Origin of the sequence: uncultured Vagococcus sp. (assembly GCF_963518325.1) — a bacterium.
GTDB lineage: Bacteria > Bacillota > Bacilli > Lactobacillales > Vagococcaceae > Vagococcus_D.
This window is the reverse complement of the sequence record NZ_CAUQJB010000009.1, coordinates 25290-47921: the sequence shown is the minus strand read 5'-3', so window position 1 is coordinate 47921 and position 22632 is coordinate 25290. Positions and strand designations below refer to the sequence as shown.

At 43.3% G+C, this 22632-nt stretch carries 17 protein-coding genes; 1 reads left to right on the top strand and 16 read right to left on the bottom strand.

Annotation, left to right across the window (positions count from 1 at the left end):
- Positions 1–30: 30 nt before the first annotated feature.
- The 8 genes from fucO to RWN13_RS09550 all read right to left on the bottom strand — a co-directional run bounded on the left by fucO (position 31) and on the right by RWN13_RS09550 (position 9343).
- Positions 31–1182 (bottom strand): lactaldehyde reductase, encoded by a 1152-nt coding sequence (fucO, locus tag RWN13_RS09585; RefSeq protein ID WP_314062697.1) that lies wholly within the window; start codon positions 1180–1182, stop codon positions 31–33.
- Positions 1183–1275: 93 nt separating this feature from the next.
- The gene (locus RWN13_RS09580) at positions 1276–3042 is read right to left on the bottom strand and encodes an L-fucose isomerase (protein WP_314062694.1); all 1767 of its coding nucleotides are present in this window, start codon (positions 3040–3042) and stop codon (positions 1276–1278) included.
- A 40-nt stretch (positions 3043–3082) separates the two neighbouring features.
- Positions 3083–4183, bottom strand: a complete 1101-nt coding sequence (locus RWN13_RS09575; RefSeq protein ID WP_314062692.1) for an ABC transporter substrate-binding protein — start codon at positions 4181–4183, stop codon at positions 3083–3085.
- A gap of 19 nt (positions 4184–4202) precedes the next feature.
- On the bottom strand, positions 4203–5201 hold the full coding sequence (locus RWN13_RS09570) for an ABC transporter permease (protein WP_314062689.1): 999 nt from the start codon (positions 5199–5201) through the stop codon (positions 4203–4205).
- The gene (locus tag RWN13_RS09565) at positions 5179–6711 is read right to left on the bottom strand and encodes a sugar ABC transporter ATP-binding protein (protein WP_314062686.1); all 1533 of its coding nucleotides are present in this window, start codon (positions 6709–6711) and stop codon (positions 5179–5181) included. Before RWN13_RS09565 ends, RWN13_RS09570 begins: the two co-directional genes overlap by 23 nt.
- A gap of 17 nt (positions 6712–6728) precedes the next feature.
- On the bottom strand, positions 6729–7154 hold the full coding sequence (locus RWN13_RS09560; RefSeq protein WP_314062683.1) for an RbsD/FucU domain-containing protein: 426 nt from the start codon (positions 7152–7154) through the stop codon (positions 6729–6731).
- 11 nt (positions 7155–7165) lie between these two features.
- Positions 7166–8629 carry a rhamnulokinase family protein gene (locus RWN13_RS09555; RefSeq protein ID WP_314062681.1) on the bottom strand — a complete coding sequence of 488 codons (1464 nt, stop codon included), beginning with the start codon at positions 8627–8629 and terminating at the stop codon, positions 7166–7168.
- A gap of 24 nt (positions 8630–8653) precedes the next feature.
- Positions 8654–9343 carry a class II aldolase/adducin family protein gene (locus RWN13_RS09550; protein ID WP_399553647.1) on the bottom strand — a complete coding sequence of 230 codons (690 nt, stop codon included), beginning with the start codon at positions 9341–9343 and terminating at the stop codon, positions 8654–8656.
- A gap of 285 nt (positions 9344–9628) precedes the next feature.
- On the opposite strand from RWN13_RS09550, the gene RWN13_RS09545 reads away from it, so the two are divergent.
- Positions 9629–10384 carry a DeoR/GlpR family DNA-binding transcription regulator gene (locus tag RWN13_RS09545; RefSeq protein ID WP_314062675.1) on the top strand — a complete coding sequence of 252 codons (756 nt, stop codon included), beginning with the start codon at positions 9629–9631 and terminating at the stop codon, positions 10382–10384.
- Between the two features lie 52 nt (positions 10385–10436).
- Here the strand turns inward: RWN13_RS09545 and ftsY are convergent, their stop codons facing one another.
- The 8 genes from ftsY to RWN13_RS09505 form a co-directional block, all read right to left on the bottom strand.
- Entirely contained in the window at positions 10437–11756 is a 1320-nt protein-coding gene (gene ftsY, locus RWN13_RS09540; protein WP_314062672.1) for a signal recognition particle-docking protein FtsY, read from the bottom strand.
- Between the two features lie 116 nt (positions 11757–11872).
- Entirely contained in the window at positions 11873–12694 is an 822-nt protein-coding gene (locus RWN13_RS09535) for a Cof-type HAD-IIB family hydrolase (protein ID WP_314062670.1), read from the bottom strand.
- Positions 12695–12741: 47 nt separating this feature from the next.
- Positions 12742–16326 carry a chromosome segregation protein SMC gene (gene smc / locus RWN13_RS09530; protein ID WP_314062668.1) on the bottom strand — a complete coding sequence of 1195 codons (3585 nt, stop codon included), beginning with the start codon at positions 16324–16326 and terminating at the stop codon, positions 12742–12744.
- Between the two features lie 74 nt (positions 16327–16400).
- Positions 16401–17093, bottom strand: a complete 693-nt coding sequence (gene rnc / locus RWN13_RS09525) for a ribonuclease III (RefSeq protein ID WP_314062667.1) — start codon at positions 17091–17093, stop codon at positions 16401–16403.
- A 269-nt stretch (positions 17094–17362) separates the two neighbouring features.
- Complete coding sequence (locus RWN13_RS09520) at positions 17363–18670, bottom strand: Sapep family Mn(2+)-dependent dipeptidase (protein ID WP_314062665.1); 1308 nt, start codon at positions 18668–18670, stop codon at positions 17363–17365.
- Positions 18671–18683: 13 nt separating this feature from the next.
- A complete protein-coding gene (locus tag RWN13_RS09515) occupies positions 18684–19409 on the bottom strand; it encodes a GntR family transcriptional regulator, LSA1692 subfamily (protein ID WP_314062662.1) in 726 nt (241 codons plus the stop codon).
- Between the two features lie 25 nt (positions 19410–19434).
- Positions 19435–20304 carry an ROK family protein gene (locus RWN13_RS09510; RefSeq protein ID WP_314062660.1) on the bottom strand — a complete coding sequence of 290 codons (870 nt, stop codon included), beginning with the start codon at positions 20302–20304 and terminating at the stop codon, positions 19435–19437.
- Positions 20305–20572: 268 nt separating this feature from the next.
- On the bottom strand, positions 20573–22576 hold the full coding sequence (locus RWN13_RS09505) for a beta-galactosidase trimerization domain-containing protein (RefSeq protein ID WP_314062658.1): 2004 nt from the start codon (positions 22574–22576) through the stop codon (positions 20573–20575).
- Between the last annotated feature and the right edge of the window lie 56 nt (positions 22577–22632).

The window sequence follows — 22632 nt, the reverse complement described above, 5'->3', positions numbered from 1 at the left end:
TGCCAGAGTCACCTCACTAACCTGTATTCCCTACATCATCTGACGATAAATCATCTCAATGTCCGCCAAATTGGTGTCCCTTGGATTGCCCCCCGTACAAACATCGATTAAGGCATCCTTGGCAATGGCCGCAAGATCCTCTTCCTTCACACCTAGCTCTCTTATGTGTTGTGGAATCCCCACGTCTTTCCCCAATTGGCGAACCGCCGCCACTGCTTTGTCACGTACTTCAGCCAAACTTAAGCTATCAGCACCTTCAACTCCCATAGCCACGGCAATATCTCGGTATTTTTCACCTGTCGCCTCTTTGTTGTATGCCATGACATCCGGCAGTAAAGAGGCACAGGCAACGCCATGAGGCACGTCGTACCAAGCACTTAACGGGTGTGCCATGCCATGGACTAAACCGAGACCCACATTAGAAAATCCCATACCAGCGATATACTGGCCTAAAGCCATCGCTTCACGGGCCCCTTGCTCGCCATCGACAGATGCTCTAAGTGAACGAGCAATTATCTCAATGGCCTTAATATGCAACATATCAGATAATTCCCAAGCTCCCTTAGTGATGTACCCTTCAACCGCATGTGTTAAAGCGTCCATCCCCGTCGCCGCACACAATCCTTGAGGCATCCCCATCATCATATCACTGTCCACAAAAGCCACAACTGGAACATCGTGAGGATCTACACAAACAAACTTACGCTGCCGCTCTTTATCTGTAATAACATAATTGATTGTCACCTCTGCCGCCGTTCCCGATGTTGTGGGAACCGCTAAAATTGGTACACTCGGCTTTTTCGTTGCGGCTTCCCCTTCTAGACTACGCACATCTCCAAATTCAGGGTTTGCAACAATAATGCCAATAGCTTTAGCCGTATCAATCGGCGACCCACCACCAACTGCCAATAGATAGTCAGCTTCTGCTAGTTTAAAGGCCTCAATGCCTGCTTGAACATCCTCAATGCTAGGGTTTGGCACAATCCCATCAAAGATGGTATAACCTAAGCCAGCGTCCTCTAGAACAGCTATAACTCGGTCAGTTATCCCGACCTCCATTAACCCTTTGTCCGTCACAACTAAGCCCTTCTTAAATCCACGATTGATCACTTCCTCAACAATCTTGCCGATTGCTCCTTTTCCAAAATAAGCTGTTTCATTTAAAATCATTCTGTTGACCATCCTTAACAGACCTCCTCTAATTTTTTGTTGCATCTCACCACTCCCCAAATACTTAGGAAGTGGTGAAGTCAACTGACGAATTCCCCTACCTAACTACTTATACAAAGGACCATAGTTTTGGCAAGCACGGTAATCGGCTCCTTCTGATTGCTCTGTGCCGAACATCCCCCAAACTCGTGGGCGGAAAATGTTATCTTCAGCCACATTATGCATATTAACCGGGATTCGTAACATGGCAGCCAATGCAATTAACTCTGCTCCAATATGCCCATAGCTAATGGCACCGTGATTGGCACCCCAATTATCCATCACACTATAAACGTCCGTAAAAGCTCCTTTACCTGTCACTTTTGGAGCAAACCAAGTGGTCGGCCAAGTTGGATCTGTCCGATCATCTAGCTGTTGATGGACCTCTTCAGGTAATTCGACTGAATACCCTTCAGCCATTTGCAAGACTGGACCAATCCCTTTAATGATGTTAATACGAGCCATAGTTAGTGGCATCCCACCTTTGGTTAAGTAATTAGTTGATAAACCGCCACCACGGAAATACCCTTTTGAAGCTGGTCTAAAAGAAGTATTAGCTAAAATAGCCTTTTGATCCTCATCTGTTAATTCCCAGTGAGGTTTCATCACCGGTTTGCCATCCTGGATTGCTTGACCATTTCCATCTAAGGTTGCTGCCCCTGAATTGATCAAATGGATCAACCCACCCTGACCATGGCCGGTTAAACGATGTCCCGTGACCCGTTCCACAGAATCAGCAGACCAAAATGTCCGCACATCTGCAAAAATCTGCGCCGTATTTGTCAACATGTGGTTCAACAACATCGTCGCCCCATTCAAGCTGTCATTCTCTGTGGCTAAGATATAAGGGGCGCGCCTGCCATTCCAATCGAAAGATGTGTTTAACATCGTTTCCATAAAATCGCCATTAGGAAAATGATCCGTCCATTGACGTTGCCCTTGGAAACCAGCCGCAATCGCCCCGTGACCGCAAGACTCTTCCACAAAACCCAATTCAGCTAAACGAGGATTGCCAATCATCAGATCCCGAGCAATCAGTGTCATTTTAACCACCGTTTCCCACTGGCTATCCAATTCTTCACGATTCCATTTCCATTCTTCGGGATTATTATCCGGTCCTTCGATACACTCTGCTTTCACCCATTTAAGCGCCACCTGATACTCTTCAGGATCGTAAATCCCTTCATCCATCCGTCTGGTAAACTCCGACATATCAATTGATTCATTGCGCATCCCTAAATATTCTTGGAAAAAATCGTCTTTAACAATGGAACCGGCAATTCCCATACAGACACTTCCCATGGACAAATAAGAATAATCGCGAATATTCGCCACCGCTAATCCCGCCTTAGCAAAGGTCAACAACTTCTCCTGAACATCTGTTGGAATATCCGTAGCATCAGCATCTTGGACTTCTTTACCATAAATCGCAAAAGCCGGGATGCCCTTTTGTGCATAGCCCGCCATAGCCGCTGCTAAATAAACGGCTCCAGGTCGTTCCGTGCCATTAAATCCCCAAATAGCATGAGGCATGTCTGGCGTTAAATCCATGGTCTCCGTCCCATAGCACCAGCAAGGCGTAACCGTAATAGTCAGCCCAACATTTTCCCTCTTAAATTGACGCTGACAATCCATGGCTTCCTGAACCCGCCCTATGGTCGAATCTGCAATCACACATTCAACAGGGCTACCATCAGGGTACCTCAATGACTCCCTTAAGAAATCCGCCACTGATTGGGCCATGTCCATCGTCTGTTTCTCCAAAGACTCTCTGACCCCCCGTCTCCGTCCGTCAATAGTTGGTCTAATGCCAATTCGAGTGTATTGTCTCATTTTTTGTCCTTCTCTCTATTTTTTTCTTTCGACCCTCTGTCTATTCATACAACAAAGCCTGAATATCATCGTCATCAATATTCGTTGAATCATACCATTCAGACCCCGTATCCACATCCGTTACTTTTTCTCCTTTAGCAGCACTGACTGCTAACTTAACCGCATTATAACCAATCGAAACAGGATTTTGAGTAACCGAGCCTAAGAACTTGTCATTGCGAATTGCATCTTGTTGCAACGCACCTGAATCAAAACCAACGGCGATTACCTTATCCTTGCCAATCCGCCCACCAGACATTCCTGCATCGGCGTTAATGATCGATTTTGCCGCAAATTCATTGGACCCATACATACAGATGATGTCTTTTTTCTCAAGTAGAGACTGAGCCTCGGTTTTCCCAGCCGAATCCGTCACCTCCGCTGGCACGCGAACCTCAATTGCTACAAATGCCTCTTTTTCATTCACATCATTTTTAAACTTATCATGGCCAATAACCGCCACTTTACCTTTTCCAACATTAGTGTCTTCTTCCATTAATGCAATCATCTTATCAACAAACCCTTCTGTCCGCTGGGTAATCGACAATGAATTGACCTCTTGAGAAACAACGCCAATTCGCTTAGACTCCTTACTAGCATCTGTCAGTTTACCCTTTAACTGGTCATAGGTCTTCTCAGCTGCCAGTTCCCCTGCTTTATAGTTATCCGTTGAGGCATTAGCTTTAATCGCCCCATCTGGCGCCCCCGGCACTCCGGAATCAAAGCCGATAATCGGAATGTCCTTATCCATGGCCTGAGTGATGGCATCCAAAGCCGCATTGGTGTCTAGAGCAGCTAAGGCAATTGCCGCTGGCTTTTTGTTTATGGCGTTATTCAACATCTCCACTTGCTCAGCAACAGCTACCTCATCTTTCGGTCCCACATAATTCATCTTTACCCCATCTTCTTTGGCTGCTTTTTCCGCACCAGACTTAACAGCCTTCCAAAAATCATGCTGAAAACCTTTGGCAATAACTTCAACTGTCATCTCTCCCTCAGCCCCTGATGCGTTTGTTTTATCAGTTGGATTGCCACACGCGACTAACAATGAACTCAACAACACCACGCTGCCTAATAGGACTTGCTTAACCGTTTTCTTCATTCTGTGTTCCTCCCATTTTTTATAAATCTTTTTTACGATTTCGGTAGATATCTGCATAAACTGCAAAGATCACCACAAAACCGGTAATGAAAATTTGATAGTGCGGCTGCAAATCAATGTAAGGCAACCCAACTTTTAAGACCGTCATAATAAATACCCCAATCAGTGTGCCAGAAATCGAACCGACTCCGCCAGCCAGAGACGTACCTCCAACCACAACAGCTGCAATGGCATCCAACTCCATACCGCCGCCAGAACCCGGTAAAATCGTCGTATAAGTGGCGGCATAGGCAATCCCCGCCAAACCAGCAAAGAAGCCACTAAACACATAAGCCAATCCCTGCCACTTCACCACATCAACCCCTGAAAGACGCGTTGCCTCGCTATTACTGCCAATCGCAAAAATATAACGACCAATTTTAGTGCGGTTCAAAACAATCGATGCCACTAAGGCAATGGTTAATAAGACAATTATCCCAATGGAAAAATTATTAGCTGTTCTAAATATGCTTTTGTACCAACCATCTGCTGTCCCCCTTAAAGGAAACGTAATACTCTGAACATTCGATACGATTGAACTAAGCCCTTTCGTAATCATCATCGTTCCTAGAGTGGCGATAAAAGCAGGCAACTTAAATTTCGCCACCATGATACCATTTAACAACCCAAACAAACTGCCGACTAAAACGATACAAATCAGTGATAACCACAGAGGCAGTCCAACCTTCGTGTACAAAACACCTCCACAAATGGCCGAACACATCATCACAGTACCAATCGATAAATCCATACCGCCAGTTATAATAACAAAAGTCACCCCAATCGCCAAAAAGCCGATGTAATAGGAGGCATCAAAAATACTTACCAATGTATCCGTACTTCTAAAAGCAGGGCTTGAAAGAGAGAAAAAACCATAGATTACAATTAAAACAATCATTGCAATTACTTTTTGCACCCCTATCCGCTGGATAATGTCCTTCCATTTAGCTAGTTTTTTATTTTGTGCCTGTTCTGACATCCACGTCTCCTCCATTTCTTAATGTGGCGTAATGTAAGATTTTTTCTTGACTGGCTTCGGAAATATCCAATTCGCCCGTTTTCCGCCCCTCACACATCACCATAATTCGATCGCTCATTCGCAATATCTCGGTTAGTTCAGAAGAAATCATCATGATCGATTTGCCTTGAGCGGCTAACTCGTTCATTAATTTATAAATTTCATTTTTGGCACCAACATCAATGCCTCGAGTCGGTTCATCAAAAATCAGAATCTCACTATCTTGCTCCAACCACTTGGCAATGACCACTTTTTGCTGATTTCCACCTGACAAATTGCGAACTAACTGTCGTGACGAAGGAGTCTTCGTACCTAAAGCTTTAACGTATTCGTCGCTTTTTTTAATCAGTTTTTGCTCATTAATTAACATGCCATGGCTGTATCGATCTAAACAGGTTAACACCGTGTTGTTGGCAATTGACATATCTACCACCACACCATAACGTTTACGATCCTCTGATAAATACCCAATACCATACTGGACAGCATCTGTCGGTTTCTTTATCAGAACTGATTTCCCATGAATCTTAATATCACCCGAGTCACGGGTATCTGCACCAAAAATCAAGCGAGCCATCTCCGTCCGTCCCGCTCCCATCAAACCTGAAACCCCTAAAATTTCCCCTTTACGCAAAGTAAAGTTTAAGTCAATAACTTGGCGGCCTTTGTTAAGATTTTTAACTTCTAAGACCACTTCCGCTCCTTCTGGCACATTTGACTGACTTTTTGGGTCCTCGTAAATGACACGACCAACCATCATACTGATGATGTCATCCTTTGTTGATGCCTTTGTCATTAGTGTTCCCACATATTCACCGTCTCGCATAACCGTCACACGATCGGTAATTTGATTAATTTCATCCATCCGATGGGAAATATAAATGATCCCAATTCCCTTATCTCTCAGATCAGCGATGATCTTAAAGAGCTCTTTAATTTCTGATTCAGTTAAAGCCGCTGTCGGTTCATCAAACACGATGACTTTAGCATTCATGGATATCGCTTTAGCAATCTCCACCATCTGTTGTTTCCCTACTGTCAATTTGCCAACTAACTCTTTAGGATTAATCTCAATATTTAATAAGGCAAACAGTTCTTGTGCTTGACAATTAATGGTGTCATCTGTGGTAAACAAGCCAAATTTCAGGTCCTCTCGACCAATAAAGATATTTTGAGCCACTGTTAAATGACTGATCATGTTTAACTCCTGATGGACAATCACAACCCCTTGATCCATAGCTTCTTTCGGTAGCTTAAAGGCAATCTCTTGCCCCTGATAGATAATCTGACCTTCATCTCGCGGATAAATACCCGTTAAGACTTTCATTAAGGTTGATTTCCCTGCTCCATTTTCCCCCATCAAGGCATGGACTTCCCCTGGATACAAGTCAAAGTCGACTCCCTTAAGAGCCTTGACCGGGCCAAACTGTTTACTGATCCCTACCATCTTTAAAATTGGTTCCGTTTTCATTTCCTCACCCCTTACACTTATTTGACAACGCCCTTACGTAAGAGGATGTTGGCGTAAAGGGCTTCCTCACCCGTTGCCAGGATAGCGTATGCTTTTTTACCTCTTTCATAAAAAGCGCCTCGCTCCAAGTACTCAACCCTCTTATTTTCAACGGACGACTGCTTAAAAACGCCATGAAACGCTTCCCAAATAATCGGCTCATCCTCCCCTTCAGCAACTGACATTAAAGCCATGCCACAGTCCACATAGGTATCGACTGGCAACAACATTAAGATCGCCGATAATAATTCCACAGCCCCAAGGCCATCTTGCCTAATTAAGCGCTGAGCATTAGAGGCAGCTGGGTAATTACCATCTGCAATCACCAACTCATCCCCATGGCCCATTTCCAGCAAAACTTTAACTAATTCCGGTGATAGTACTTTTGGTATGTTTTTTAACATTTTTGTCCTCCCTATCTTATTCGATCCTCTCCGCTATTAGCAGCTAATAACTGTTGATAGCGTCCAAATTCCCGATCCCATTTCGATTCCTTCTGAGGCGAATAACCTTTGACAGCCTCACTGACCTTTAAAGCAAGACGCCCCTCTTTCAACGAGCCTAAAGCGCCGTGATAAACCAATTGCATATTAATATTGCCGATAGCAGTCGCTTCTGTGGGACCTCCATAGACAGTCATCTGACTAGCCGAGGCCACCATTTGGCATAACAGCTGAGAGTTAGCCCCACCGCCAACAATGTTTACACCATCAAACTCATAACCTACCGTGTCAATAATCTCCAAAAAAGTGTATTTGTATTTAAAGGCTAAACTTTCATAAATACAACGGATCAACTGACCATCTGTAATAGGAATCGACTGACCAGATTCTTTGGCGTAAGATTGAATTCGCTCAATCATCTGACCTGGCCCTAGAAAGACCGGTGCATCCGTATCAATCAGACAAGCCATACTTTCAGCCTCCAAGGCTAATTGTTCCAATTCCTGATAACTATAATGACGACCTAAGGAATCAAATTCCCTTTTAACCTCTTGTAAAATCCACAAGCCTGTAATATTTTTCAAAAAACGAGTTGTCTGATTAAGCCCTTTTTCATTGGTTAAATTATAGGCTTGAGCTTTTTTGGTTAAAATAGGGACCGGCAATTCCGTCCCAACCAAGGACCAGGTTCCGCAAGAAACAAATAAAAAACGATGGTCGGACGGTACACTGGCAACGGCACTGGCTGTATCATGAGATCCCACATTAAGCACGGGAATCTCAGGTAATCCCAGCTCTGGTTTAATCGCCCCTAATAACGTACCCGGCGAAACAATTCTTGGAAAGAGCCCTTTCGGCAAGTCAAACAACTCGATGATTTCCCAATTCCAATCTGACGTTAGGGGGTTCATTAATTGGGAAGTCGACGCTATGGTCATTTCAGTTTGACGTTTGCCTGTCAAAAAATAACCAAATAAATCAGGCATAAACAATAAGGTCGTCGCTTTTTCCAGAACCTCCTTCTCGGCTAGCAACTGAAAGAGGGTGTTGATCTCCATCAGTTGATTGCCTGTAGCAGCGTATAAAGCTTCTGGAGATATTTTTTCCAAAGCCTTTGCCAAATGTCCCAGAGTCCGTGGATCTCGATAATGTCTCGGATAAGCCAACAATCCTTTATCATCCAGCAAGCCATAATCCACTCCCCAGGTGTCAATCCCAATACTATCAATCTCATAGCGGGACGTTGCTTTTTGGATCCCTACCACAAGCTCATGACACAGCTGAGGGAAATCCCAATACAAACTGTCCTGCTTGGTAATTGGTTGATTGGGAAAGCGGTGAATTTCTTCCAAACGCAACTTCCCCTGATCAAAAATACCTAAGATGACACGTCCGTTTGATCCGCCAAAATCAATGGCTAAGACATTCTTTTTCATTATTCCCCTTCTTTCTGAGAGTTATTAGCTGTATTTTTTATAACCGGGGTGTTTACCTGTCACTTTATAATTTTCTCTCATTGAAAACAAACGTTCCAACGTGTCCCGTTCAATTTCTTCCTCCTGCTTGCCCCCAAGCAACATACGAGCATAAAAAGTCGTTTTCGCACATAATTCTAATGATTCCATGCGATAATAGGCGGTGATTAGATCTGCTCCAACGGCTAAAGCGCCATGATTTTGCAATAACAAGACATCATGTTCTGGTAAATAAGGGGCAATCGCATCTGGTACCTCATCTGTCGAAGGGGTGCCAAAGGGGGTGATTGGCACAGAGCCAATGGCAATAGCCGTTTCAATTAACGAATAACTGTCCAAAGGAATGTTTGCCAAAGCAAACCCAGTGGCCACAGGTGGATGTGCATGAACGACTGCCCCCACATCAACCCGCTCCTGATAGCATTTTAAATGCATTTTTATTTCGCTTGAAGGACGATACCCTTCGGCGCCTTCAATAATCTCTCCCAGACCATTGATTTTCAATAATTTATCTGGGGTAATAAAACTCTTACTAATGCCCGTCGGAGTCGCAAGAAAAGTCTCCTCATCCAGCTTAACGCTGACATTGCCATCATTCGCCGCTACCCAACCTAACTGCCACATCTTATTACACACTTCACATATTTGTTCCTTGATTGCCTGTTCATTCATCATCATTTCCTCCTAAATTAAACCAAATTCAGCTTTTGCTCCAACTGATTTTTCATACTTTTATTATAAGGTCTTAGAAAAGAAAAAATAGATTTGAACAATAAGTTGAATTGTTACCGCTTTTATTCTAAAATTAGGTCATAACCAGTCAAAACTATTCAACAATCATTCTTGTAAACTAAACATCATCCTGCCGTTCTTTGCTGAGGATTATGGAAGTACCCGATGTAACTTGTCTGATTTTTTTAGCACAATCTACGCTAGCATTTACCTTAGGAGGCCTTTATCTTGACCTTAACCATCCGACAAACCACTATTCTGAACTTACTGAGTAGAAAAAAAAATATGAGCAATGCAGAATTATGCGATCAATTGTACTGTAGCTTATCCACCCTTCGCCGAGATTTATTAGAACTAGAGAACAACGGCTTAGTCAAACGTCACCATGGTGGCGCTACCATTATTTCCAAAAGTAATACTGAGTTTTCGCACTTTTATCGGGAAACTGAAAATAATGAAGCAAAAAAATACATCGCTTCTCTTGCTGCCGATTTTATTGGCAATGGCATGTCGATTTTTTTAGATTCTAGCAGCACCTCTTTTTATATTTGTGAGCACCTGCAACACTTTCACAATATCATCGTAGTAACAAACGGCTTACGTAACGCCATCAGTTTAAGCTCCATGGACAATGTTAAAGTCTACCTACCTGGTGGTGAACTCAAAACCAATTCTACCTCAATCGTCGGTGAATTGGCTAGTAATTTTTTAACTAACTTTAAAGCCGACCTATGCTTCTTGTCATGTCGCGGAATCGATTCTGAGGGCACTTACGAGGCTAGCTTAAACCAGGCCCTTTTCAAACAACATCTGATGGCCAACGCCAAACAATCCATCCTTCTCTGTGATGAAACAAAATTCGACTCACCACACTTTTTTAATCTATCAAACTATCGGCATATCGATGTCCTCATTACCAATACCGAGCCAAGTATCGACTATCTGGAAAGCGCCCATAACTACGATTTTGAATTACTCTATTAAGCTAAAAAAAAACAGCAAGTACAATGATGTCACTCACTGTACTTGCTGTTCCCTAATTGTCTTCCAATAATTCCTTAAACATGCCATTGATAAAGTCATTCGGATTAAAGGGTTGCAAATCGTCAATCCCTTCACCTAAACCAACAAGTTTAACAGGAATGTGCAACTCATTGCGAATCGCCAAAACCATACCACCTTTGGCAGTCCCATCTAATTTAGTCAAAACTAATCCCGTCACATCCGTGGTTTCTTTAAACTGTTTCGCTTGAACCATGGCATTTTGCCCCGTGGTTGCATCGACTACCAGCATAACTTCATGAGGTCCATCTGGAATCTCCCGCTGAATGATTCGTTTGATTTTCTCCAGCTCGTTCATCAAGTTCACCTTGTTTTGCAAACGACCTGCAGTATCCACTAATAAGATATCCGCATTCTGAGCCTTGGCTTTCTCCACTGCGTCGTAAACAACAGCAGCAGGATCGCCTCCAGCATTGCCACGAACTACTTCAACCTGCGCGCGCTCACCCCAAACAACTAATTGGTCAATCGCCCCAGCTCTAAAGGTATCCGCCGCCGCCAACAGAACTTTTTTACCTGCTAAACGATACTGATTGGCAAGTTTTCCGATACTCGTGGTTTTCCCCACACCATTAACGCCAACGAATAACATAACTGTTAACCCTTGTTGAATATTCAACTGGTTATTTTCGCCTTCGCTGTTTTCTTCGTATATCTCGACCATCTTCTCAACAATCGCCTTTTGAACGTCGCTGTTCTTTTTAGCATTACGCAATTTAACTTCTTTACGCAACTCATCTGTAATTCGCATGCTAGTTTCAAACCCAACATCTGCTGTAATCAATGTTTCCTCAAGGTCTTCGAAAAATTCTTCATCAACACTACGGAAATTAGCCATTAATTCATTTAAGACTTGTGAGAACGTTCGACGGGTTTTTTTCAACCCCTTATCCATTTTCTGAGCGGCTTCTGATTCTGCTGAGACCTCTACTTCCGCCACTTCTTCAATTGCTTCCACTGGCTCTGGAACCTCTTCAGGTGCCACAGGAGCCACTTCCACAACCGCAATCGGTTCTGTTAGTTCAACTGGTTCGACTTCCGCTTCAATCTCTTCAGTTGTCGTCTCCACTTCAGGCATCACATCCGCCGGCTTCACTTCTGCTTCAATGACATCCGGTATTATTTCCCCTTCATCTTCACTAGCTTCTGGCCCTTCGCCTAGTCCATCGGTGTCAGCCACCACAACAGCCTGCTCATCTGATTCATCTTGCTCCACATCAGTTTCAACGACTTCTTCCACTGTTTCCTCTTGTTCGCCAGTAAATGCTCTTTTTATTTTATCAAAAAATCCCAAACGATTTCCCCTCCTTCTACGATTGTTCTATAAATCGCGACAATCCGTTTTACTGCTTATTGTTCGTGTTCTTTAACTCAACCCTTAGTCTATCAGCCACTACTGGTTGTCATTATTTATGGCTTTCCATTTAACACAAATTTCTCAACGGCTTTGGCGACGCCGTCTTCTTCATTGGAATCTGTAATATGCTGAGCCATTTCTTTGATTGCAGCTGACCCGTTGGCCATAGCGACGCCTAAGCCAGCATATTCAATCATGGACAAATCGTTTTCTTCATCACCTAAAGCCATCATCTCACTGGCGTCAATTCCCAATATCTGCCCTAACTTCACTAAGCCATTGGCTTTCGTCACATGCTTGTTTAAAAATTCAAACAGTCGTTCACCAGAGCGAACAATATTGTAACGTTCATGAAAACTAGCTGGGATTTTCGGCAGTTGCTGTTCCAAATAATCCCCTTCAATCGCACAAACCATTTTGTTAAAATCACGATTTTGAGGTAAGTCTGCTAATGTTCGGTCTTCAAATGCCAAAATAGAGTTCAGTTGATGATAGAGGGACGGATAGGCCACTGGTTGAGGCTGAATACGATAGACCGTATCATTGGAAACCACATCTAGAGGTAACGCCAACTCGTGAGTCAATCCGTAAATCGTCTCCACATCTTCAAAGCTCATAATATCTTTCGATAGGATCTCACCAGTATCATTTTTTTGAACCAATCCGCCGTTAAAGGTCACCGCATAATCGCCCGGTTCTGTTAGCCCCAGTGTTTCCAAGTGTCCCACAACCGAATTTAACGGACGTCCCGTACACAGAACCACTTTCACCCCTTGAGCTTTCGCCTGTTGCAAGGTCTCAATATTACGAGCCGAAATCTGTTTATCATCCCTTAATAATGTCCCATCTAAATCAATGGCAATTAATTTAATCATGTCAGCAACTTCCTCTCTTTTTTAGTTGACTAATTCAACTAAATTCATTAAGCTGTCGTCTCGATTTCAATGTCACCACGCTCGTTAATTTCTTCCAAGCGAACAGAGACAATTTTCGATACACCAGACTCTTGCATGGTCACACCGTACAAAACATCGGCTGCTTCCATCGTCCCTTTTCTATGAGTGATCACGATAAACTGAGTGTCATCCTCAAAATGACTTAAATACTGACCAAAACGAGCCACATTGGCCTCATCAAGAGCCGCCTCAACTTCATCCAGCACACAGAAGGGCACTGGACGCACTTGAATAATCGAGAATAGTAAGGCAATCGCCGTTAAGGCACGCTCGCCACCCGATAACAAGCTCAAGCTTTGTAGTTTTTTGCCTGGAGGCTGAGCCACAATTTCAATCCCAGTATTTAATAAGTCTGTCGGGTCTGTCAAACGTAAGTCTGCATGACCACCACCAAACATATTAGGAAAAACAAGTCTGAATTTTTCACGAATAGCCGAAAAGACTTCTTCAAACTTCTCTTTGACAATATCATCCATTTCAGTCATCGTCTCAAATAAGCTCTCTTTGGCATCTAATAAATCATCCCGCTGGGTCACCAAGAAAGTGTAGCGCTCATTCACTGTTTCATACTGCTCGATGGCTCCCATGTTAACAGGTCCTAAGCTATCAATTTCCCGTTTTAAGCTGCGGATTTTACCTTTAGCTTCTTCAAATGCCACTTCTAAGGGATAAAGCTCTTTGCCTGCTTCATAAGTTAAACTATAATCTTCCTGTAAGTGTTGCAAAGCATTATCCATGCCCACTTCCGAACGACTTTTAACCACTTCAGCCTTCGCTTTTTTCCCCAACAGCTCCTGTTGAGTTTTGTTAGCCGTGATTAAATCTGCATCTAACTCAGCAATCTTTTGATGAACACTTTCACGTTCGTCTTTTAAACTGACTAAAAGAGCTTGCAAGCTAGTTTTGCGTTCACTTAATTCCGCCATCCGTCCCTGAATCGATTCCTGAGACTCTGCATGATTTGAACTAGCATCTGTTAAAGAACGGATTTGTTCCGCTAATTTAGCAGCTTCTGCCTGAGCTTCTTGCAACTGGTTGTCTTTGTCGGCTATTAGTTGTTGCGAATGAACCATCTGCTCCGAAACAACTGCGACACGAGACTGACGATTTTTCAACTTCTCTTGGGCTTCCTCACGTAAGGTCGTATTAATTGCTTCCTGTGCATCCGTTTGATTCATTTCCTCATCTAATTGCCGACGAGATTCTTGAATCGCCGCCATCTGAGCTTCTAAAGCTGTCTTTTGCTCTTCATAATCCGCCAAAAAATTAGTTAATCCCTGAGAGTCATTTTCAAAGGCTTGCTGCTCACGGGTTAATTGTTTACGCTCCGCCTCCAGCATGTCGATATTATTTTTTAATTCCTGTTCCTTAATACGGGCTTTTTCTCCTGCTTCACGCAATTGCTCCAACTGAATATCGGCATCCGCCACTTCTTCTTTTAACTGACGAACAATCGCTTCACGCTTAACTAATTCAGCGGACATCTTGGCTACCTGCTCCGTTAAAGTCTGCAACTCTCCCGCTTGGGCAAACAGATTTCCCTGATTGCCTTTGCGAGTGGCCCCACCGGTCATGGACCCTCCTGGATTCATAACATCACCTTCGAGAGAAACCACTCGGAACTGATAACGAACCTGCTTAGCAATTTGGTTGGCGCTGGTTAAGTCGCGAGCTAAAATCGTAACACCTAAAAGATTTTCCACTACATTTTTGATCCGTGGTTCATAGGTGACCAACTCACTAGCAATCCCAATAAATCCAGTCGTTCCCTTTAAGTCTTGACGAACGGTACTGTTCATCGTACGAGGCTTGATTGTGGTTAAAGGCAGAAAAGTCGCCCGCCCCAATCGTTTATTTTTTAAATAAGCAATAGCACTGCGACCTGCTCCTTCATCCTCAACAATGACGTTTTGAGCGGCGCCACCTAAAGCCGTTTCAATTCCTAAAGCCAATTCTTGAGGAACCGTTATTAACTCAGCTACTGCACCGACTAATCCGGATAACTCATCTTTGGCCTTTAAAACTGCTCGGACCCCTTGATAGAAACCAGCATAGTTTTCCTGCAACTCTTGAAGACTTTTTTGACGGGCTTTCGCCTGCTGTAAAATCCCCATTGCATCGTACATTTGCTTTTCTTTTAAACCTAGGTCTTGCTTGGAACTATGTGCTAACTTTTGGGCGGCCGTATACTCGCGACGCAAACGCTCTAAAGCTGTCGTGTGGGTCTCTAACTGCAAGCGGCCCGCTTCCTCACGCTCACTCAATTGCGCTTGTTGCTCAATTAACTGCTGATGCTGATCGATGGCCACTTGATTTTTGGTACTCTCTTGTTGATACTGTTTATCCAGATGCTTCAAATCATTGCTAGTATTCGCTTGATTTTGCATTAACTCCACGTACTCACTACGAAGCTCTGCCAAACGCTCTTTAGCTGATTTGCTGTAAGTTTCCACTAAGGCAGTCAATTCGTTGACTGTAGCAACTAATTCTGCTTTTTTACTTTCTTTTTTGCTTAACTCTTCCGTCAAACTGGCTTTTTCTGCTTCAAACCCAAGAATCTTGGCCTGAACACTTTGCAAGGTCTGATCGTATTCGCTAGTGGTTTTTTCAGTATTTTTAGAACGCTCCACCAAGACATTTTTCTGACCCTCTGCTTGTTCATAAGCTTCCGTGACAGACAGTAAATGCTGTTGCTCCAAGTCGAGTTTTTCATCTAAACGTGTTCGCTTATCTCGCAAATTGATCAGCGTCCGTTCAAAATCACCTATCGAAGCACTGACACTTTCCAAGGTTTGGTTAACCTCGGTTAATTCAACCTCACGAAGTTGCCATTCATCCTTTAACTGATCAATTTCATGAACGGTGACACTCACATCAATCGACGTTAATTGCTCTCGCAGTTGCAAGTATTTCTTGGCGATATGGCTCTGCTCACCTAAAGGTTCCAACTGACCTTCCAACTCATAAATAATATCCTGAACCCGATTCAAATTATCTTCCGTTTCAAATAATTTTTGTTCGGCTTGTCGTTTACGCTGCTTGTATTTTAAGACACCGGCCGCCTCTTCAAAAATACCTCGACGATCTTCTGGTTTACTATTAAAAATCGCTTCAACCTTACCCTGAGAGATAATCGAAAAAGATTCTTTCCCTAAACCAGAATCCATAAAGAGATCGATAATGTCCTTTAAACGACAACTTTGCTTGTTAATATAAAAATCACTTTCACCCGTCCGCTTAAGACGGCGAGTCACACTGACTTCACTGAAATCAAGTGGTAAAAAACGTTGTTCATTGTCCAATACCACCGTCACCTCAGCAATGTTCAAAGGCTTCCGCTTAGTCGTCCCCGCAAAAATAACATCCGGCATCTTGCCACCACGCAAACTTTTGGCCGACTGCTCTCCTAGCACCCAACGAATCGCTTCCGTTATATTACTCTTGCCGCTACCATTTGGCCCAACAACAGCCGTTAAGCCACGATCGAACTCAATCACCGTCCGCTCAGCAAAGGACTTAAACCCCGCAATTTCGATTTTCTTTAAATACACGAATCCAAGGCCCCCTTCTTCAAACTAAAGCCAGCTGAACCGATGGGAAACTGCCTCACCTGTCCAGCTGATTGTTATTTCTTAATATTCATAATGGCGAACTCGGCTGCCCGTTGTTCCGCCATTTTTTTGGATTTGCCAATCCCCGTTCCAATCACCTTGCCACCAACACTGACCTCAACTGAAAACTGCCGATCATGAGCTGGCCCTTCTTCGTGGACTAAGCGGTATTCAATGTCGATATCACCATTCCGTTGCAGTATTTCTTGCAGAGCGGTCTTATGATCCATCTCATGTGAAAAAGCACCAGATTTAATTTTAGGAAAAACAACTTTAGCCACAAATTTTTCAACTTCAGCTAAGCCTTGATCCAAGTATAACGCACCCAAAAAGGCTTCGAATAAATCACACAATAATGACGGACGTTTCCGACCATTTGAGTTTTCTTCCCCTTTTCCTAAACGAATATACTGATCAAATTCGCATTCTTTCGCGAATTTTGCGAGACTTTCCTCACAGACGATCGCTGCTCGCATCTTGGTTAACTTGCCTTCTGGTAGTTTCGTATAAAAACCAAACAGAAACTCTGACACGATTAACTCTAAAACGGCATCTCCTAAAAACTCCAAACGTTCGTTATCCGCTAATTGCAAATATCGATGCTCATTGACATAAGATGAATGAGTGAAAGCTTGCTCCAATAGTGTTGGATCGGTAAATTCAACTTGATACTTGTGCTTGACGAGCTTTATTAATTGTTCATTCATTGTTGTAACATCCTTACTGAATAGCTTAAAGCATTGACTAACTGACCCCACCGCGTTCAGTCGTTCTAACTCCTCCAGAGTTTTCAAGCTAAACTGATTTTATATTTTTCCCCATACTCTAACCATTATACTGGTTTTAACGCCGTTTGAAAATGTTTTAAGCGAAATATTCATAAATACTTATATTATAAGAACTAAATCCGTCAAAAGAACCCGATAAAAGGTAGTTGTAATAAAAAAAAGCAGCTTCTCGAGAAGCTGCTTTTTGATTACTTAGCTAACTCAGCTAAGGTCAGCGCATAAATTTCCATGTTACTCATTAAATCCGCCACCGACATATACTCATCTTTATTATGAGCAATCCCTTTTTGGCCAGGAAAAGATGGACCAAAGGCAACGATATTTGGCATACGACGAGCATATGTCGCACCAGTTGTGGTAACAGGTGTCCCATCTTCTCCCCTTACTTGTTCGTAGACTTCCTGCATCACCTGCAACATCGGATGATCCTTTGGAAAAACCGTCGACGGTAGGCTTCGAGTCACTCTCAAATAGCTGGCTGCTGGCAACTGCCTCTCTAGTTGCTTTAACAATTGCTCCTCCGTTACCGAAATCGGGTAACGAATCGACAAACTAAGGACCAACTCTGACCCATGTCTTTCTAGAGACACCGGTGACAACTGCAATCTTCCTGAATCTTGATCCGCAAAATCAATGCCCAGACTCTTGCCATCATGCTGGTCGTGAAGCGTTCCTAGCCAGTGGAAATAAGCCAATAACGAAGGCTCAGACAACTGGTCTGAGCTAATTAACTGACCCAATAAGGTAATCGCATTCACCCCTAATTCTGGCGCATTACTGGGGGCCCGCTTTCCCCTTGCTTGAATCTGACCACTTGCTAATATCAGGGTAAGACTATCAGGAATGGCACTGGGATCAAAATTTCCGGAGACTGAAAGAATTACCTCTAGCTCTCCTTCAGCAAAAATCGTTCGAATCTCTACACCGACAATCCCCCGTTCCCCATAAACAGCCGGATATTTACAATCCGGTGTAAACCCATAAACAGGGGCTGCTTCTTCTGCCAAGTAAAGTGGAACATCTGCGGAACCACTCTCTTCGTCACTACCAAAGATAATTCGAATACTCCGACTCAAGGGTATCTGCAACTCCTTTAAGGCATATAGAGCAAACAGCGTGCTCATCACCGGACCTTTATTATCTAAGACACCACGCCCATAGGCGATCTGATCAACAATCGTCAAATCAAAGGGATCATGGGTCCAGCCACTTCCAGCAGCCACAACATCAAGATGCCCCACAACGCCAACATACTCTTCATCCGTCCCATATTGGACATAACCCATGGCATTATTAACTAATTTCGTCTCAAAGCCTAATTCGCAGCCAATTTCCAGCGCTTCTAAAAGAGCCAGCTTTGGATATAAGCCAAAAGGCGCCTCATTCTCCTCAATCCCCTTTACACTAGGAATCCTCATCACCCGTCTCAAGGCTCTTAAAAAGTCTGTTTCAAGTGAGGCCACTTTTTCCTTTATTTCGCTACGTTTCTCCCTCATCTCAAATCCCCTCTTAATCATGTTTTCGTTGTAAGATTGTCTTAAACGTGTACTTGTCTGCTCGATAATAAGAAGCATCCAGTAAAATTGGCACACTGGTAATCGAAAAAGTCATTGAATTCACTTGCAAAATAGGCGCCCCAAGAGGAATGCCCAACAGCTCACTCTGCACGTGATTGACCACTTCCGCTCCCACTTCCTGATGGGAATACCCAATATCCACCACCTTTTCAATCAATGAAAAGATTGACTTAGATTCAATATCACTTTGGCTAACATTCGGCAAATATCGTGTGGGAATGGTCAATTCCTCAATAACCAAAGGCTCGTCATCTGCTAGACGCAAACGGGTAATATAATAAACCGTCTCATCTTCTTTCAATGACAGTTGGATCCGAATTCCCTCAGTAGGCAGATGCTCGTCGACAAAGTCAATCACTCGAGTCTGAGGTTTCATACCACGACTCTCGGCCACTTCAGTGAATCCTTGTAAACCAAAAGACCCACTTTGAATTTTTTGCTGGGAAATAATATAAGTCCCCTTGCCTTTATATTTCATTAATTTATTTCTTGAGACTAAGGAATCAATGGCCTTTCGAATCGTTAGTCGGCTAACCCCAAAATCTTTGGCTAAATCGTATTCTGATGGTAGCTTTTGTGCCAAACTGTAAAACCCATCCTTGATTCGGGCCATTAATTCTGCCGCCACATCTTCATAGACACTTAATTTTTTTGCCATCACTCTCGTCCCTTCCTTGTCCACTTTATTGCGATACCTCCATCGCTGTAATTGCCGCGCCAATTAAGTTAGCCTCATTGCCAAATTTACATAACGCAAGTTTAGGAAATAAAGGTGAACGCTGCCCGTAGTCCATAATTAAAGCCAAATGCCGCTGGATATTTTCAATCAAGCCCGCTTTGGCAGAAATCCCTCCACCGAGGACGATCATCTCCGGATCAATGATGTACTGTAAATTATATATTCCTAAAGCCAAATAATGATAGAGTTCTTCCACCGCTTCACAGGCCAATTGGTCACCTTCATCAGCTAATCTAAAGATTTCCTGACCACTAAGAGGCTCAGACAATCCTTTGGCTAGCGAAACTTTTCGGGCCATATGAACGGCAGATCCTAAAATCGCCCATTCATCGTGGCCATTAATTAACATCATGCCAAATTCACCACCAAATAAATGATGCCCTCTGCGAATCTGGCCATCGCTGATAATTGTACCACCAATCCCCGTTCCAATCACAACAAATAGCACATTTTGTTTCTTTTTTGCCACACCATAACGCTGTTCAGCCAAGGCGGCGCAATTAGCATCATTTTCCATATAAACAGGCAAGTCCAATGCCTTGGACATGACCTCCCGAAAAGCAAAGCCATGTAAATATGCCAAAGAACTGGCCCCTTCAAGAACACCCGTTGCTTCGTTAACAATTCCAGGTAAACTAAAGCTAACTGCCTCTAATCGGTAAAACTGACTTTTTCTTTCCTTTAAGGCGATTATCTGCCCTAGCATCTCCTCCCAATCACCCCCTGAAGGAAACTGCTCTTGTTCCAGCAGCTCTCCCTGATGCCAGATGGCACTTTTCACACTACTACCACCGATATCGATGACTAGATACATTAACACAGCACCTCCATAGTTAATTTTTCTCAAATAACTGATTATGGAAACGAGAAATCAACAATAGTTTCCAGCTCTTTCCAAGAATCCCAACCTGTATTGGCTACCTTCAGCAAGATTGCTAGCGTCATCCCCTAAATCATCTGCTAATAGGTATGTAATAGTTGGTATTTCTATTTTCACCTTTCCTTTGGCTAACCCTTCTATAAAGACGATCACGCCTTAAGCCAGGGCACCCCTATTTTACTGGGAACTGTGTTCTTTCCTTTCAATCCGTCACAACCTCAATTAACTTGTGTCCCATTATTTTTTCGATTTCAACTACCACATAATTTCCTTCTATGCGATATGGAAGACTTTCCTTTGTCACAACATCCGTCACCCTCGCCACCTTTTGACATCCAATTAACAACTTGATTTCTATCTGATACAGAGGAATAATTCCATCAACCGTGTAAATCTCTTCCGAATTTTTTTGCGTTATATAATGAAGCCCATGGATCAGATGTTGCCTCCCATCCTCTGATCGGTTAACCGTCGTCAGCAAGGTGTTTGGTCCATTGTGCCTTAATAATTTATGCGGAATTAACTCACTTAAAACATCCTTCACTAGCTCCTTAACCCATCGAGGAGCGTTCTTTCGATAAATGTTAAACACTGGATGAGCAAAATAAACAACCTTACCATTTATCGTTGCCGCCGGAGCCCCAGCTTGTCTCCTTGATGGTGCATGTTGGTGAGAACAAAAGGTCTCTCCTTCTCGATTAAAATAAGCCCTTACCGACTCAAGGAGCACATCCCCACTTGTCACCTTCACCTTAGCAGGTTTTAGATACATCACAAACTCTTCCTTTGGCAACTCTTTGCCAATCCGCTCATTGGGCATGATAAAATCACGCTCAAAATCCCCTTCCCCTAGAAAATCAAGGCCGTACCAATCATTCTGGGCATGGTCCTCATCAAGTAAAGAATGATAACTGCCAATCACCGCGCCACCATTTTCCGTATAAGCATTTAGCTTCTCTTGTAGCTGGGGACTGTAGCCAATCACATCTGGTAAAATTAACACCTTATAGCGGCTAAAGTCCATTTGACTGTCAATAATATCAAATTGATAATTCAACTCTTGCAACATTCGGTTCACCCCAATCAAGCTTGGATCAATCCGCAAACTATGCCCACCTGCCACCCAGGTTTCCTCAGGTGTCATCACGCCAATTTCCACTTCTGGAATAGCTGCTGACTGACAAGCCTCCTCCATCATAGCCACCTGTCGATAGACATTGCCTATTAAGCTATAAGCCCCTGGCGATAGCTCACCATCTGGATGTAACTGGTCGCCAACGGAACAACCAGCTCCTAAAGCCAGCATATTAAAGCACTCAAACTCCAACGCCTCTTGGTTTTTCAAGGAATGGAAATCCCCCCAATATGTGTGGAATTTACCTGTCATACCGATCACTTCTTTCCCTAGATTACGGGCATATCGCATGGTAATTGGGAAGTGATCGTAACCCCACCCACCACTAGGCAAACTTTCCAATTCTAAATGACTATAAGCATCGACGTTTTGTTTATCTGCAAACCCCACATGGGAACCGTTATAAAAAATCGTGGCCTTGGGTGCCCTTTGGCGAATCAATTCCGTGACTTCTGATTTAAACTCATTTAACATGATTTCTGAATAAGCCAACCGATTTATTTCACTGAAATGGTCAATCCCTTTGCCTTTCATCTCTTTTTGGCAATGTTGACAATCACAAGCCACTCGGAATAAAATATCCATGAAAATCCCATCAATCTGTTCTTCCCCCACCACATCGATGATATCCAGCAAATGAGCTTTAAAGTAGTCACGATAGCCGCTATTCAAACACAAACTGTAATAAAAATGAGGCTCCGGTATTCCTTGACTGTTGATAAAGTCTCTTTGGCCATCCAGGCACAACCACTCAGGATGTTGACGGGCCAAGTAGCCGTCCCATTGGACCGTTGTGTAAATCGGTACATCAATTCTTCGGCTGTGACAGGCCTCAATTTGCTCCAATAATAAGCTATGATTCGCCAAATGAGGGTGAATCATCTCTGGCTGTAATTTAGACGGGTAATAAAGCCAACCGTGATGACAACGAGCAAAACAGGTAATCGAATTAACCGCCGCTTTCTCTAAAGTACTCGCGAACACTTCTTTGTCGAAGGCTTTCCCTATCCCCTCAATATACTCACTCGTATGAAAATCCAAATGGACCTGCCTTTGTTTAATCGTTTTCATTTCATCCTCCTTAACATAATGCCTAACCGGCTGTCACTATTGATCATCTGAAGGGG

Coding starts and splice junctions, on each gene's coding strand:
- fucO (WP_314062697.1), bottom strand. CDS start 1,182: ATGGTCAACAGAATGATTTTAAATGAAACAGCTTATTTTGGAAAAGGA.
- RWN13_RS09580 (WP_314062694.1), bottom strand. CDS start 3,042: ATGAGACAATACACTCGAATTGGCATTAGACCAACTATTGACGGACGG.
- RWN13_RS09575 (WP_314062692.1), bottom strand. CDS start 4,183: ATGAAGAAAACGGTTAAGCAAGTCCTATTAGGCAGCGTGGTGTTGTTG.
- RWN13_RS09570 (WP_314062689.1), bottom strand. CDS start 5,201: ATGTCAGAACAGGCACAAAATAAAAAACTAGCTAAATGGAAGGACATT.
- RWN13_RS09565 (WP_314062686.1), bottom strand. CDS start 6,711: ATGAAAACGGAACCAATTTTAAAGATGGTAGGGATCAGTAAACAGTTT.
- RWN13_RS09560 (WP_314062683.1), bottom strand. CDS start 7,154: ATGTTAAAAAACATACCAAAAGTACTATCACCGGAATTAGTTAAAGTT.
- RWN13_RS09555 (WP_314062681.1), bottom strand. CDS start 8,629: ATGAAAAAGAATGTCTTAGCCATTGATTTTGGCGGATCAAACGGACGT.
- RWN13_RS09550 (WP_399553647.1), bottom strand. CDS start 9,343: ATGATGAATGAACAGGCAATCAAGGAACAAATATGTGAAGTGTGTAAT.
- RWN13_RS09535 (WP_314062670.1), bottom strand. CDS start 12,694: ATGATTAAATTAATTGCCATTGATTTAGATGGGACATTATTAAGGGAT.
- rnc (WP_314062667.1), bottom strand. CDS start 17,093: ATGAATGAACAATTAATAAAGCTCGTCAAGCACAAGTATCAAGTTGAA.
- RWN13_RS09520 (WP_314062665.1), bottom strand. CDS start 18,670: ATGAGGGAGAAACGTAGCGAAATAAAGGAAAAAGTGGCCTCACTTGAA.
- RWN13_RS09515 (WP_314062662.1), bottom strand. CDS start 19,409: ATGGCAAAAAAATTAAGTGTCTATGAAGATGTGGCGGCAGAATTAATG.
- RWN13_RS09510 (WP_314062660.1), bottom strand. CDS start 20,304: ATGTATCTAGTCATCGATATCGGTGGTAGTAGTGTGAAAAGTGCCATC.
- RWN13_RS09505 (WP_314062658.1), bottom strand. CDS start 22,576: ATGAAAACGATTAAACAAAGGCAGGTCCATTTGGATTTTCATACGAGT.